Origin of the sequence: Corynebacterium argentoratense (genome assembly GCF_021491455.1) — a bacterium.
In the GTDB taxonomy this organism is placed as follows: Bacteria; Actinomycetota; Actinomycetes; order Mycobacteriales; family Mycobacteriaceae; genus Corynebacterium; species Corynebacterium argentoratense_A.
In genome coordinates this window covers 75583-89156 of record NZ_JAKETN010000001.1, presented here as the reverse complement: position 1 = coordinate 89156, position 13574 = coordinate 75583, and the positions used below count along the sequence as shown (strand labels likewise).

12 protein-coding genes and 2 pseudogenes are annotated in these 13574 nt (G+C 59.7%); 8 read left to right on the top strand and 6 right to left on the bottom strand.

Annotated elements, in window-relative coordinates:
- Positions 1-50 precede the first annotated feature (50 nt).
- The 3 genes and pseudogenes from L1C91_RS00400 to L1C91_RS00390 form a co-directional block, all read left to right on the top strand.
- A pseudogene (locus tag L1C91_RS00400) lies at positions 51-212 on the top strand (DUF6161 domain-containing protein); the annotation flags it as partial.
- Positions 213-567: 355 nt separating this feature from the next.
- A complete protein-coding gene (locus L1C91_RS00395) occupies positions 568-1812 on the top strand; it encodes a M18 family aminopeptidase (RefSeq protein ID WP_234857491.1) in 1245 nt (414 codons plus the stop codon).
- 6 nt (positions 1813-1818) lie between these two features.
- Positions 1819-2658: a tRNA (adenine-N1)-methyltransferase gene (locus L1C91_RS00390; protein ID WP_234857490.1), complete on the top strand. Its 840-nt coding sequence runs from the start codon at positions 1819-1821 to the stop codon at positions 2656-2658.
- Between the two features lie 51 nt (positions 2659-2709).
- Here L1C91_RS00390 and L1C91_RS00385 read toward each other — a convergent pair whose 3' ends face one another.
- From L1C91_RS00385 to L1C91_RS00360, 6 genes are all read right to left on the bottom strand, one after another.
- Positions 2710-3972, bottom strand: coding sequence for an enterochelin esterase domain-containing protein (locus tag L1C91_RS00385; RefSeq protein WP_234857489.1), 1263 nt, complete (start codon positions 3970-3972; stop codon positions 2710-2712).
- Positions 3969-4772 (bottom strand): ABC transporter ATP-binding protein, encoded by an 804-nt coding sequence (locus tag L1C91_RS00380; protein ID WP_234857488.1) that lies wholly within the window; start codon positions 4770-4772, stop codon positions 3969-3971. Before L1C91_RS00380 ends, L1C91_RS00385 begins: the two co-directional genes overlap by 4 nt.
- Positions 4769-5809 carry a FecCD family ABC transporter permease gene (locus L1C91_RS00375; protein WP_234857487.1) on the bottom strand — a complete coding sequence of 347 codons (1041 nt, stop codon included), beginning with the start codon at positions 5807-5809 and terminating at the stop codon, positions 4769-4771. The genes L1C91_RS00380 and L1C91_RS00375 overlap by 4 nt, the downstream gene beginning before the upstream one ends.
- A gap of 4 nt (positions 5810-5813) precedes the next feature.
- Entirely contained in the window at positions 5814-6776 is a 963-nt protein-coding gene (locus tag L1C91_RS00370; protein WP_234857486.1) for a FecCD family ABC transporter permease, read from the bottom strand.
- Positions 6777-6810: 34 nt separating this feature from the next.
- On the bottom strand, positions 6811-7914 hold the full coding sequence (gene fepB / locus L1C91_RS00365) for a Fe2+-enterobactin ABC transporter substrate-binding protein (protein ID WP_234857485.1): 1104 nt from the start codon (positions 7912-7914) through the stop codon (positions 6811-6813).
- A gap of 90 nt (positions 7915-8004) precedes the next feature.
- Complete coding sequence (locus tag L1C91_RS00360) at positions 8005-9333, bottom strand: glycerate kinase (protein ID WP_234857484.1); 1329 nt, start codon at positions 9331-9333, stop codon at positions 8005-8007.
- Between the two features lie 242 nt (positions 9334-9575).
- On the opposite strand from L1C91_RS00360, the pseudogene L1C91_RS09525 reads away from it, so the two are divergent.
- From L1C91_RS09525 to arc, 5 genes and pseudogenes are all read left to right on the top strand, one after another.
- Positions 9576-9677 (top strand): annotated as a pseudogene (locus L1C91_RS09525) (excalibur calcium-binding domain-containing protein); the annotation flags it as partial.
- Between the two features lie 217 nt (positions 9678-9894).
- A complete protein-coding gene (locus L1C91_RS00355; RefSeq protein ID WP_234857483.1) occupies positions 9895-10518 on the top strand; it encodes a MarC family protein in 624 nt (207 codons plus the stop codon).
- A gap of 87 nt (positions 10519-10605) precedes the next feature.
- Positions 10606-11481 carry a hypothetical protein gene (locus L1C91_RS00350; RefSeq protein ID WP_234857482.1) on the top strand — a complete coding sequence of 292 codons (876 nt, stop codon included), beginning with the start codon at positions 10606-10608 and terminating at the stop codon, positions 11479-11481.
- A gap of 115 nt (positions 11482-11596) precedes the next feature.
- Complete coding sequence (locus L1C91_RS00345; protein ID WP_234857481.1) at positions 11597-11800, top strand: hypothetical protein; 204 nt, start codon at positions 11597-11599, stop codon at positions 11798-11800.
- 190 nt (positions 11801-11990) lie between these two features.
- Positions 11991-13571: a proteasome ATPase gene (gene arc / locus L1C91_RS00340; RefSeq protein ID WP_419178691.1), complete on the top strand. Its 1581-nt coding sequence runs from the start codon at positions 11991-11993 to the stop codon at positions 13569-13571.
- The last annotated feature ends 3 nt before the right edge of the window (positions 13572-13574 follow it).

The following is a 13574-nucleotide window of genomic DNA, read 5'->3' as shown; positions in this document are numbered from 1 at the left end:
AGCACGAAGGCCCGTGGTGACACGGGCCTCGGAAGTGGAGCGCTAGGACCTACTTCTACCTGTCCTTAATGGAAAAAGAACAGGCGCTCAAAGACGAAGAACGCGCGCTGATCCTCAACTCCTTGTTCTCCTCAGTGGATACCGGCCTGGCCAAACCCAGCGACAATAAAGATCTGGAGACATTGGCTGCGATCGCTTTTAAGAGGGCATGACGATGGCACCTGACGGGTACCCCCGCTTTTCGATCCGATGGTTTAAGAGTTCTGGACCCCTCGAGCACAACCTCAGGGTGCCCCAGCTTTTAAAGACTTACGTTGTTGAGCCATTGCCTGTCAGATGGCTCATCCACTACCATCCCACGCTGCACAAGATTCGATAGCTGTTCCTCGAGGGAGCTAGCTCGCTTCATGTTTCTCAAGGCGGACACTTCTGAATAGAAATCCAGCCCGTACCCCGCCCCGAGAGGGGCAAGGCCGGGCCGAACGATTGCCCCCAATGTAACTTGCACCGAGCTCCTCGTCAAACGCCACCTAATACTAGGGGGAGTAGGGGACTACAGTTGAACCCATGACTGCATTGCCTAGCATCGAAGAGTTCATCGCCTCCAGCCCCAGCTCCTACCACGCGGCCGAAAACATCGCCGCCATCCTAGACACCGCTGGATTCACGCGACAAGACGAAACCGACACATGGCAAGCAACACCCGGCGGCCACTACATGGTCCGCGGCGGAGCACTCATGGCCTGGTGGGTACCCGAAGATGCAAGCCCCGCGACATCAGGATTCCGCATCATCGGCTCCCACACCGACTCGCCCGGCCTCAAACTCAAGCCCACCATCAGCTTCGACAAAGAAGGCTTCCACCAAGCACCCGTCGAAATCTATGGCGGCCCCATCCTCGCCAGCTGGCTCGACCGCGAACTGCAACTAGCCGGCCAAATCATCGACGCCGACGGCAATCGCCGTTTGATCGCCACCGGCCCCGTACTCCGCGTACCCCACCTCGCCATCCACCTCTACCGCCAAGACGAGCTCAAGCTGGAACGCCAGCAACACATGCAGCCCATCTACGGACTAGTCGAATCCCCCGAACTAGCTACCGTTCTCGAAGGTGCCCGCACGCACGACCTCATCACCGCAGACACGCAGCCGCCACGCGCATTCGGCATCAAAAACGAATTCCTCGCCGCCGGCCGCCTAGACAACCTCTCCAGCGTCTATCCCAGCCTGGAGGCGCTACTGGACGTGGTCGCAGACAGCAACGCGACGTCATCAATTAAAGATGTATTAGTGCTGGCAGCCTTCGACCACGAAGAAATTGGATCCTCCAGCCGCTACGGCGCCGCAGGCCCCATCCTCGAAGACGTACTCAAACGCACCGCCTACGCACTCGGGGCAGGGGAGGACGACCTCTACGCCATGTTTGCCCGCTCCAGCTGCGTCTCCGCCGACGCCGCCCACAGCGTCCACCCCAACTTTGCCTCCAAGCACGACCCCAACACGCACCCCGTCCTCGGCGGTGGGCCCGTCCTCAAGGTCAACGCCAACCAGCGCTACGCATCCGACGCACGCAGCAACGACCTCTGGCACCGCGCCTCTGACGCCGCCGGAGTAGCCGTACAAGAATTCGTCGGCAACAACGACGTACCCTGCGGCTCCACCATCGGCCCCATCACAGCGACACGCCTAGGCATCCTCACCGTCGACGTCGGCATCCCACTGCTGAGCATGCACTCCGCACGCGAAATGTGCGCCTACAGTGACCTCGAAGACTTCGCTAAAGTGCTCGCCGCCTACTACACGCTAGACTAACCACCCATGGCTTATTCAGGACCTTTCCAACCCGGCGACCGCGTACAACTCACCGACGCGAAACGGCGACACTTCACCATCACCCTCGAGCCGGGGGAGACGTTCTTCACCCACAAAGGTGGCATCGCCCACGACGACATCATCGGCGCCGACGAAGGCACCGTAGTCGTCTCCCAAACCGGTGGACAATACCTATGCTTCCGCCACCTCATGGTCGACCACGTACTGTCCATGCCACGCGGCGCCGCAGTGATCTACCCCAAAGACTCAGCCCAAATCCTCGTCGAAGGTGACATCTTCCCAGGTGCCCGCGTACTCGAAGCCGGCGCTGGATCCGGGGCCCTCTCAATGAGCCTTCTGCGGATGATCGGTGAACACGGCGAACTGATCTCCTACGAAATCCGCGAAGACCACCTCGAATACGCCGAAAAGAACGTCTCCGAATACCTCGGCGGGCACCCCGACAACTGGGACCTGCGCCTGGGCGACCTCACCCAAGTTGGTTTGAAGGACCTGGACGGCAAACCCGTCGACCGCGTCATCCTCGACATGCTCGAACCCTGGGAATGCCTAGACACCGTCGCCGACATCCTCGTGCCCGGCGGCGTCTTCATGACCTACGTAGCCACCGTTCCCCAGCTGATGAAAGTCATGGAAGGCATCCGCGAAAAGAAGTGCTTCACGGAACCCCGCGCCTGGGAATCCCTCGTGCGCGAATGGAAGGTCGAAGGCCTAGCCACCCGCCCCGAACACCGCATGAACGCACACACCGCCTTCCTCGTCTGGGCACGCCGCCTCGCCGACGGAGTAGTGGCACCCCGCCCGCAGCGCCGCGCGCGCAAGTAGGCTGCCGCTGGCGTCGCGCGAAAAAACCTGCCGCCACTAGTGCCGCAGGTACTAGTGTTGGTCGGCGAAAAAGGCATCAAACTGCTTCAACGCGTCAATAATTCCGTGGCGCCACCAGGCATAATCATGGCCACCCCGCACCTCCCGATAGCTAACGTGCGGAGCCCAGCGCGACTGTAGAACCTCGAAGTAGGCCTGTGATAGCGACCGCATGCCGCCTTCCTCCGTGCCCACCTGGATGATCATCGGAGTATCGACATCACCCAGCCCCTGCCGCAGTTGACGCAGCAGTAGGCCTTCGCGGCTGCCGGGGTGTCCCTGGGTGCTTCCACGGGCGCTCGGGTCTTCTGCAGGATCAAACCAATAGGAACCTGACTGTGCCAGCCCCGCACGCGTCAAACCGGGGTAGTGCGCACACAGTGTCGCCACCGCAAGCGCGCCATATGACTGCCCGGCGATCACGTACGCCTGCTCGCAGGTCTGTTCGCATGCATACTCGTGCACCTGTCCACTCCGGTTGACCTCGCGAGCAGCAGCCAACGCCTCGCGAGTAACCTGCGCTGCACGATCAGGCATCGTCAGAATGTCGCGCCGCTGATCAAAGGTTCCGCAATCCACAAGCACCACCGTGTGCCCAAGCCCCTCCGCGGCCATCGCCCGATCCAGCCTGTGCGAGCGCAAGAATTGGCCATCATAGAGCACCACCACGCGCTCATCACCCGGCAACACATCAAAACGCAGCCCGCCTCTTTCCACCGCAACCCAAGGACAGTGGGCTTCTGCACCCGGTTTAACTACCGCTTGCTCCGCCTCAGTTGCTGGCCAGCCATGCCACGGCGCATCAGGCCCGTACCACACACTCGCGTCCCCACCCAGCGGCGTCCGAATACGGTGAGGATTGTGCTCATCAGGCACACCCAGCTCATGCACCTTCTTCCAGCCAGCCCTCGTGCCGCCAATGTCATAGAGCAGCCCCGTCACATCAGCGATCCGATAGGACACAATCGCATCTGCCGGCATCTCCACCGTCAACGCGAACAAAGGAGTCCCCGGCAAACGCTGCATCAACCACGGACGAAAATCCTCCCTATGCGCATCCGTCGCATTCGACACATGCAACAACACCTGCTGCGCACCGGGACGCCAAGCCAACACGCTCAGCGTGGCGTACGCGATGCCATCACTAAAACTCCGCACACTCGGAGGGGGCGCCCCACCCCAAGGCTCCAACGCATACAAATGCCGCGCAACCTCCATCGACGGCTGCGCAAGCGCCTCAGCCCACCACTGCGGAACCACCACCCTCGCAGTCATGACGTCGCGGTGGTCGACGCCGCAGGAATCACCAACGGCGTACCAGTCTCCGGATCATCAATAATCCGACAATCCAAACCAAAAGCCTGCCCCAACATCTGCTCCGTATACACCTCCCGCGGCGTACCCTGGCCAATCACCTCACCGGCACTCATCACAATCACATGATCAGCACACCGCGCCGCCAAATTAAGATCATGCAAGACCGCCACCACCGTACGACCCTCCTTCTGAATACTGGCACACAACCTCAGCACCTCCAACTGGTGCACCAAGTCCAAATACGTCGTTGGCTCATCCAACAACAAAATCTCAGTATCCTGCGCAATCGCAGTCGCCAACCACGCCCGCTGGCGCTGACCGCCAGACAACTCCTCAACCTTGCGCTCCTGCAAATCCAGCACACCAGTCAGCTCCATTGCGCGCTGAACGCACGCGACGTCATCATCACTAATGCGCGAAAAAAATGACTGATGAGGAAATCGGCCGCTCATCACCAAATCACGCACCCGCAGATCCCCCGGTGCCGTCTGCTGCTGCGGCAAAAACCCAACCCGGCGCGCCACAACCTTCGTCGACAACGAATGAATATCGCGACCATCCAACAACACCCGCCCACGCTCAGGCGGCAGTAGGCGCGCCAACGCACGAAGCAACGTCGACTTACCACACGCATTAGGGCCGATAATCACCGTAAACGCACCCTGGGGGATAGCCACGCTGACCCCATCGATTACCACGCGCTCGCCATACGCCAAACGGACATCCTCTGCACGTAGGCCCACAGTCGTATTCGTCATCTCTTGCTCCTGAGGATAAAAAAGATCAAATAAAGCCCACCGACCACGCTGGTTGCCACACCCACCGGCGCCTGATACCCCGCGGGTGCCAAGTGAACAATGCACTGGGGCACCAACAACAACACCGCACCAGTCAGCGCAGCAGTCGTCACCGGCACAACCTGCTGGCCCGTCAACCTGCGCGCAATCTGAGGAGCAGCCAAAGAAATAAAAGAAATCGGCCCCGTACTAGCAATCGCGGCGCCAGTAAGCACCACACCCACCACCGTCACAGCAGCAGTCACCCGGGGAATCCGCACGCCAAGCCCCGCGCACAAAGCATCACCAAGCTCCATCACACGCAGATGCCGCACCAACACCCACGCAACCGGAAGACACACCACCACAGCAGCCACAGCCGGAACCGCATGCGTCCACTGGCGGGCATTCAACGTCCCCACCAACCACACCTGCCCAGCGATAGCAATATCCGGGTCAATCCGCGTGAGCAGCAGGGTAGTGGCAGCCCCATAACAAGCAGACAGCCCCAACCCAATCAGCACCAAACGGTTAATAAACCCCGACCCGCGATGCGCCAACGCGTACGCCAACCCTGCCGCCAGCGCACACCCCGCCACCGCCGCCAACGAAGTGCGCCACCCTGTGGTCTGCAGCAACGTAATGCCAACCACCGCCCCGAACGCCGCGCCGCTAACCAGCCCGATGATCTCCGGCGAACCCAAGGCGTTACGGCTCAACGTCTGAAACAACATCCCCGCAGCACCCAACGCCATGCCCGTTGCCAGTCCCGTGACGATCATCGGCAAGCGAATACCCCACACCACCAAGCGATCACGACTATCCGCACCCGGGTGCGCCAACGCCTGGCCCACCTCCGTAACAGACAACTTCATCGACCCCTGGGTAAGCAAAAGCAGCGCACAACCAACAATCACCGCACCAAGCACCAGGCACGCAAACACCGCGCGAGGATGCCACAACACCGTCACGCCCCGAACATCAACCACGCGCTGCATGCCGAACGCGCGAGTCTGCACCCGACTAGCCACCAATCCCACGCACCTTCCGAGCAATCGCAACAAACACCGGACCACCCAGCAGCGCACACATAATCGATGCCTGAATCTCCCTCGGCGGTAACACCACACGCCCCCACACATCCGCAGCAAGCAACACCAGCGCACCCGTTAGGGCGCAGCCAACCATCAACGGCACAATCCTAGGTCCCGTCAGCCACCGAACCATTAGCGGAGCCATTAAGCCCAAAAAACCAACCGGACCAACTAATGACGTCGCGCATGCCGCCAGCACCACAGCACACAACCCGGCCGCAATGTAAACCCTGCGAGGATTAATCCCCAACGAGCCCGCCATCTCTTCCCCCAACGACAGCGCATTAACCTGCTTTCCAATAAGCACCAGTACCACCACAGCGCATGCCGACAACACCCCCGTGACCACCAGCAATGCGCCTGGCCGGGCCTGCACAGCACCAGCATCCCAATAGCGGAACTGCGTAAACACCTGTGGGTTCGTCACCAACACATAATTAGTCAGGGCGGCAGTCACCGCTGTAAAAGCGGCACCCGACAGCACAAGCCGCACAACATCATGACGGCCCCGCCACACACCACCCAACAGCAACACCACAGAACCCGCCACCAAAGAACCCAGCATCGCCGCCACCACCAAAGGCACCGGTGGAAGATCAGGAACCAACGACATCGCTGCCACCACCGCCAGGGCAGCACCCGAATTAATACCCAAAATCCCAGGCTCAGCCAAAGGATTACGAGTAAGCGTCTGAGTCAACGCACCAGACATCCCCAAAGCAGCACCCGCCAACAAAGCCACCCAAATCCGCGGAGCACGCAACCCCAACACGATAGTTTCATCCGCCGAGCCCAAGCTACGCCCACGCAACACCTCAAACACTGCGGAGGGGGCGACGTCACCAGATCCAACAAACAGCGACACAACGGCCAACGCGACAAGCGCCGCCACTGCACAACACAGGGCGGCGCTCAGCCGGAAAAGCCTACTTCTTGTAAATGTCAACGACATGGTGGAGCATGTCCAGAGCAGCGTAGTAGTCCAACTTGAATGAAGGATCACCCAGCGCATAGACCTGCTTGTTCTTGACCGCCGGAATATTCTGGAAACGCTGATCAGCCAACAGTGCGTCAACATCAGACTGATCATTACCCACCAGCAGAATCTGCTCCGCCGTCAACGCCTGATTCGCCTGCTCCTCGGAAGTAAACGCGAAGTCAGTGCGCCCCTTCTCTGCAGTCACACCAGTGTCGGCAACCTTAACGCCGACCTCCTCCAGGATTTTCGCCTGAGGTGCCGTAGGCAAGCCCACATTCAGACCTTTATTGCCGGAGTACACAGCAATATCCACCGGCTCAGCAGGCGGAGTAATGGACTTCTTCGCATCCGCAACCTTCGAATCGAAGTCCTTAATCACCTGTGCTGCCTTATCCTGCAAGTTGAGCAGATCGCCCAGCGTGGTGGTTACTTCCTCCCAACCATGACTGTTGTAATCAACAACCACAGTCGGTGCCACCGCAGCTAGCTGGTCATACTGCTCAGCGAAGCTGTCGCCACCGGTTGCAGAAACCACGATCAGGTCCGGGTCCTCCGCAATGATCTTCTCGACATCCAAATTGCCGGAATCAAACAACGGCTCAACGCCGCGCTCATCAGCAATGTTGGCCCACTGATCAAACCAACCATGCTCGTCGAAACCCGGGGTGTTCGGCTTCGAACCGCTGGTGCCGATCACCGGGGCATCCAGAGAAAGCAACGTGCCGGTCAGCACCACCGAGGTCGATACGATGCGCTTCGGCTTAGCCGGAATCTCCACAGTCCCGCGAGCGTCAGTCACCGTGCGCATCTCGTCTGCACCGGCGGCTGTGCTAGAGCTGCTGGTATTTGTGGCGGATTTGCCGGAACTGGAGGAACCCGATTCCTCGGAGCAAGCAACCAGGCCGAGGCTCAAAATACCGGCAAGACCCAAAGCTGCCAATCGTCGCGAATGCACGCCGACTGCCTGAGGAGTGGTTGCACTAGTCGAGCCTGATCGAGTCTGCGACCGGCCAAAGAAGGTTGATTTCGGGAGGGAAGATTGATGCTTCATGCGAAGTTGCCTTTCGTCGTGTTCGAGTGGTGGACTGACTGACAAGGCTAACTTCAATCACTTTTAATGTCAACCTAAAGTTTGATTTAGCTAGACATAAATTGTGACATTGCAGCATCGTGCCAAGCGGGAACCAGCTACCTCGCACCACCGGGCAGTATCCGCCATCGACGCCCGGGCACTACCCGCCAACTCGCTCAAGTTAATCACTGCACGAAACACCCCCGCGGCGTCATCATCCCTGATCGCCCCCGCAACCAACGCGCACGGCACACCATGGCCGTCCGCAATCTGCTTCACCGCCGCAGGCACCTTACCCTGCAATGACGTCGCGTCGAACGCACCCTCTCCAGTAATCACCAGGTCAGCACGGGCAATCTGCTCCTCCAGCCCGATGGCCTCCGCAACATGGCCAGCACCCGGAAGCAGCCCCGCCCCGAGGGCCTTCAACGCGAAACCCACACCACCCGCTGCGCCAACCCCGGGAGTGGTGATCGAGAGGTCCACATCGCAATAATTGGTGCCGGCATCGTGGCGGGTGAGGTGGTGAGCATCAGAGCCAGAGGGTCGGTGAGCATCGTGACGAGCGGGGCGTTGAGCATCCGAGCGAGAGGGTCGGTGTTTAGCGAAGGCCTCGAGCAGCAAATCAGAAAAGCGTTCGATAGCGGCTTCGGCGTGATCAAAATCCACCGGCTTTAACCCCTTCTGCGGACCAAACGCCTGCACAGCACCCCGCGGGCCAAGCAGTGGGGCAGTCACATCGGTGATCACGTGAACATCGACGTCGCACAAAGCGTCGAGGACGTCAGCGGCAGGGGAGAAGTCGATCGATGCCGCCGACGCGACCCCTTCGAGCCCCGCGGCGATGGGCTGCCCCTCCGCATCCTTAATACTCACCCCCAGTGCCTGCAACATGCCCGCACCGCAATCAGTCGACGCACTCGAGCCAATGCCGACATGAACAATGGGGCGGGAATCTTCTGCAGGACCTAGCTTCTGTTGAGCATTCTCGGTCGAATCCTGTTCATGCTGATCGCGCTTTCTTCCCGCCACACTTGCCTTGAACTCCTGATGGGTGGCGAGAATCGCTTCGCGCAATACCTCCCCGAACGGGGCAGTGCCGGCATGCCAAGGGTCCAGCTCTTCATACAGTTCGATACCGCATAGCTCCGCTAATTCCACCACCTTCGCCTCCGGACGCGCGGTGTTAAAAGCGCGGCGAGTGCCCTCCCCGCCGTCAGCCATAGGGGAGAGGATCAGCGTGTCCTCCGGGCAGACCTGACGCCAACCTGCGGCGATGGCGTGCGCGACGTCATCACTGTTCAGGCTTCCCTTGAAGCTGTCGGGGCAGACAACCACGGTGCGGGCATTACCTCCGGCAGAGCTATGTGGAACTTCTGTGGTGTGGTCGATGGCCATGCGCTTCACAATAGTTGCGGTGGATCCGTGCGGTGCGGACAGAAGCAAAGCATTACCACAAAGGAGGTAGCCAGGGGTAATGAACTAGGCTCAAGCGAGCACCGTGTGCTTTCCTAAAGTGGCCATCGTGAACCGATACCGCACCTGCTCCTGCACCGGCACCTGTTGCAGCGCCCGCCCCGGCGCCTGCGGGCGCACCGGCTCCCGCCGCAGCACCGGCACGCTCCGCCTTCGCAACCTGTGCCGAGGCAAATCGCAACGGTTACAAGCGCATCCCCCGTGGCCACTGGGCTTACGCACCCCACCTCGACCGCGATGGTTACTGTATCGCCTGCGAACGCTAAAAATAGCCAACGCCGGCAGGCCCTCCGCATGAACTAGCACCGAACGCTGGACTGAAAATCAGGCACCAGCTATCAGGAGCAGTTCACGCGGAGGGTCTTTTGTTTCTGTTTACTACTGGGTGCCCTGGCCTTCCACCCCGCCCCCAAGGCCCCATCTCAACCCGAGATCTAGAGGGAAGCGAAGACCTGAAGGGGAACCTCTGCTTAAATTGAGGCCATGATTCACCTACTGGTAACCACAATCGCCGCACTGTTTCCCATCACCAACCCAATCGGCGCAGTCGCAGTGTACGCCAGCATGAGCGCGCGGATGAGCGAACGCGAACGCAACAAACAAGCCATCCTCACCGCCATCTACGTGTTTGCCATTCTTGCGGTGTTCGCAATCGCCGGACCCATGCTCCTCAAAGGGCTAGGCCTGACCATCCCCGCGCTGCAGATCGCAGGCGGCCTCGTCGTTGGACACTCGGGCTACGCGATGCTGGGGGCTAAGCAACAGCTTTCTGACGCCGAGCACAAACACGCCGGCACTAAAGTCGAGGCCCAACAGGACATTGCGTTTACACCCATGGCGCTGCCGATGATCGCCGGGCCAGGGGCAATCGGTGTGGTCATCGCACTTGGCGCCAAACACACCTTCGGAATTGAGACCGCCGGCATGGTGATCGGTATTGCGGTAATGGCACTGATTATCGGCCTGTGCTTGACGTTCGGCACCGAGGCTATCCAGAAGATGGGCCCGACCGGGGTAGGCGCCCTGTCGCGGATCATGGGCTTCTTGATCCTCGCGATCGGAGTCCAACTGATCATCGCAGGTGCCACCACACAATTGCCGCACTAATATAGGAGTCTGCCGCACTAACATAGGCATCATGAGCATCGAGTTCGCCGACATGCCAGGCACCACACTGAAACCCAAGAAAAGTGTGTGCACCTTCGACCCAGTGACGTTAAAAATCGCCGCGGAGACCGCATCAAAAAAGGCCTAAGCGCTACCGTGATGGCCGACATTGATCGGCCGCTGCCCACCACATTGGCGAAGCTGGCGACGATCAGAATTAATATGCCCGACAGCATCTCCGTGCTTATCGACACCAAGAAACTCGTCTGGGACGAATTCACCGAAGTCACACGAGACGTACAAACTGCATACGACGGGTCCGACTACTACGCGGCATACACCGACGCTGACGTTTGGTGGGTTGAAGACCGACCAGTGACCAGGCTGCCAATGCTCACCGAAGACCAAGATCACGTGTGGCTGTGGATGATGGAGCTGCCGCTCGAGAGCAAAAGTAGGACAGTCCGCGGCCTGCTGCACCGCAAGAAAGACAAAACGGACATGCTCAACACCAAGGATTTATTGGTGCTTGCCACCGAAGCAATGGGCACAGCCCTGGACTCCGAAAAACATCAGGGGAGACCGTCCGCTTCCACCAAAGAAATATATTTCCCAGCCCTCGAAGCACACTACGAGGCTAAAACTGGCGACCTGCACTGTTATCACCCGGAACGAGGCTATCCATACGGCGTCGCACAGCGCTTTGCCGTCGCAGTAAACGAACAGGGTGCGCGAGCGATCGTTGAGACACTAGTAACAGAACTAACCGGCCTACCACCGGACTTTGAGGAGTTGCCCAAGCCGGTGATCTTTGGTGAAAACGGTCCGGTCATGTACTGGTTTGGCAGCGACGATTCGCCCCTACCGTTCTGCATCCTTCACACCACATCGGAGGCCTGGGCGGATCCAGACGATGAGATCGATCTGGATGAGCTCAAATTGGAACCGTGGACTATTCCTTGAGCGGAGCCTTACAACCGGGAAGAGTGATTCCACCGTTTTCAGCCCCAGCAGCCAAGTCTCATCGTTCAGGCCTGCCGTTGCAGTCGCCGTAGCCTGGTCCTTTGTACTAGAAGGAATGCTTCCCGGTGACGGTCTAGGTGGCATGATTCGCGACCTCATGCCCTTCGTCAACGGCCTTGCTTGGTACCAGAGCGACGAAGCTCAACCGCTACCATGGTCTGACCCCGCGGGCCTCATTTATTTCCTGGTCCTCACGCTCCTATTCGCCTTGATTGGTGTGTGGCTTCGACGAAACGAAACTCTTCGCCGGAGCAGCTAGCAAAATCCAAACCGTCAACTAATTAACGAAGAGCGTCTCGAGAGTCATTCCATAAAAGAACCAGGCAAGCAGCAACGCGGCCAAAAAGCAGAGCAGCGTTACCACCCACCCTCCGCCCCGCCGCCTCCCACTAAACTAGATACCCATGAGCAGCGAGCCCCAGCAGCAACGCACCCCCTCCACCACCGGCATCCCCACCACCGGCGCCGACCTCGACGCCAACAACCTCCGCCACCGCCTCACCCAACTCGAAACCCAAAACACCAAACTCGTCGCCATGCTCAAAGCATCCCGCGACAAACTCGCCGTACTCACCGAAGAACTCGAAGCCCTCGCCGCCCCACCCAGCGTCTACGGCACCTTCCTTGAAACCAGCGCCGACGGCATCAATGCAGAAGTCTTCACCTCCAACCGCCAGATGCGCCTCACCGTCAGCCCCACCATCGACAAAGGCGAACTCGACGCCGGAAAACTCGTCCGCCTCGGCGAAGGCAGCCAAATCGTCGAAGTCTGCGGCTACACCACCTCCGGGGCCGTCGCACAATGCAAAGACGTCATCCCCGGTGGGCGCGCAATCGTCGTCGACAGTGCCGGTAACGAACACGTCGTGCGCCTCGCGACGTCATTAATCAACACAAACACCCAAACCAACACCACAACAAAAACTCCGAGTGATGACGCCGCGGGGGTCGCTGCAGGCGACAATCTTCTGGTCGACACCAAAGCTGGCTACGCCTTCGAAGTTCTACCGCGCGCGGACATCGGCACTCTTGCCCTCGAAGAAGTCCCCAACGTCACCTACGCGGACATCGGGGGACTGGGGCAACAAATCGACACCATCCACGATGCCATCGAGCTGCCCTACACCCACCCCGAATTATATGAGCGTTTCGAACTGACCCCGCCCCGCGGTGTGCTGCTGTACGGGCCTCCCGGGTGTGGCAAGACGCTGATCGCCAAGGCAGTAGCGAATTCCCTGTCCAGCCGTGGGGGCGGCCGCACGCGCTTCATCAACGTTAAAGGCCCGGAGCTGCTGAACAAATACGTCGGCGAAACCGAAAGGATGATCCGGGCGATCTTTGAACGCGCCCGGGAGCTCGCCCGCGATGGGCAGGCAGTGGTCGTCTTCTTCGACGAGATGGAGTCGATCTTCCGCACCCGCGGCTCCGGCGTCAGCTCCGACATGGAGACGACCGTAGTCCCGCAGTTGCTGGCGGAACTTGACGGTGTGGAGGAGCTCGGCAACGTCATCGTTATCGGCGCTACTAACCGGGAAGAGTTGATCGATCCCGCGATCTTGCGCCCAGGTCGTTTGGACGTCAAAATCCGTGTCCAGCGCCCCGACCGGCAGGCGGCACGTGACATTTTCGCCCGCTACATCACCGGCGCCATCCCCCTTGCCGCACCCCAGTCTGAGCTTATTGACGCCGCGGTCAACACGCTGTTTACTCCTCGTCCGTTCGTGGAACTCACTCTGGTCGACGGCAGCACAGAGGTGCTCAATACCAGTGATTTTGTCTCCGGCGCGATGATCGCAAACATCGTTGACCGCGCGAAGAAGCTGGCGATTAAACAGATCATTAGCTCCACGGCAGTAGGCGAGGGGGGCCTGTCCGCTCAGCATCTGATTGATGCCACCCTGGCCGAAGTGGAGGAAAATGAGGACCTGCCCAACACCTCGGATCCCGATACGTGGTCCCGAATCAGTGGGCGTCACGGCAAGAAGGTCGTTCATGCGCGGGTTCTGCCTCTCAACACGAAGGAAGCGTAGAGA

Coding starts and splice junctions, on each gene's coding strand:
- L1C91_RS00395 (WP_234857491.1), top strand. CDS start 568: ATGACTGCATTGCCTAGCATCGAAGAGTTCATCGCCTCCAGCCCCAGC.
- L1C91_RS00390 (WP_234857490.1), top strand. CDS start 1,819: ATGGCTTATTCAGGACCTTTCCAACCCGGCGACCGCGTACAACTCACC.
- L1C91_RS00385 (WP_234857489.1), bottom strand. CDS start 3,972: ATGACTGCGAGGGTGGTGGTTCCGCAGTGGTGGGCTGAGGCGCTTGCG.
- L1C91_RS00380 (WP_234857488.1), bottom strand. CDS start 4,772: ATGACGAATACGACTGTGGGCCTACGTGCAGAGGATGTCCGTTTGGCG.
- fepB (WP_234857485.1), bottom strand. CDS start 7,914: ATGAAGCATCAATCTTCCCTCCCGAAATCAACCTTCTTTGGCCGGTCG.
- L1C91_RS00360 (WP_234857484.1), bottom strand. CDS start 9,333: ATGGCCATCGACCACACCACAGAAGTTCCACATAGCTCTGCCGGAGGT.
- L1C91_RS00355 (WP_234857483.1), top strand. CDS start 9,895: ATGATTCACCTACTGGTAACCACAATCGCCGCACTGTTTCCCATCACC.
- L1C91_RS00345 (WP_234857481.1), top strand. CDS start 11,597: ATGCTTCCCGGTGACGGTCTAGGTGGCATGATTCGCGACCTCATGCCC.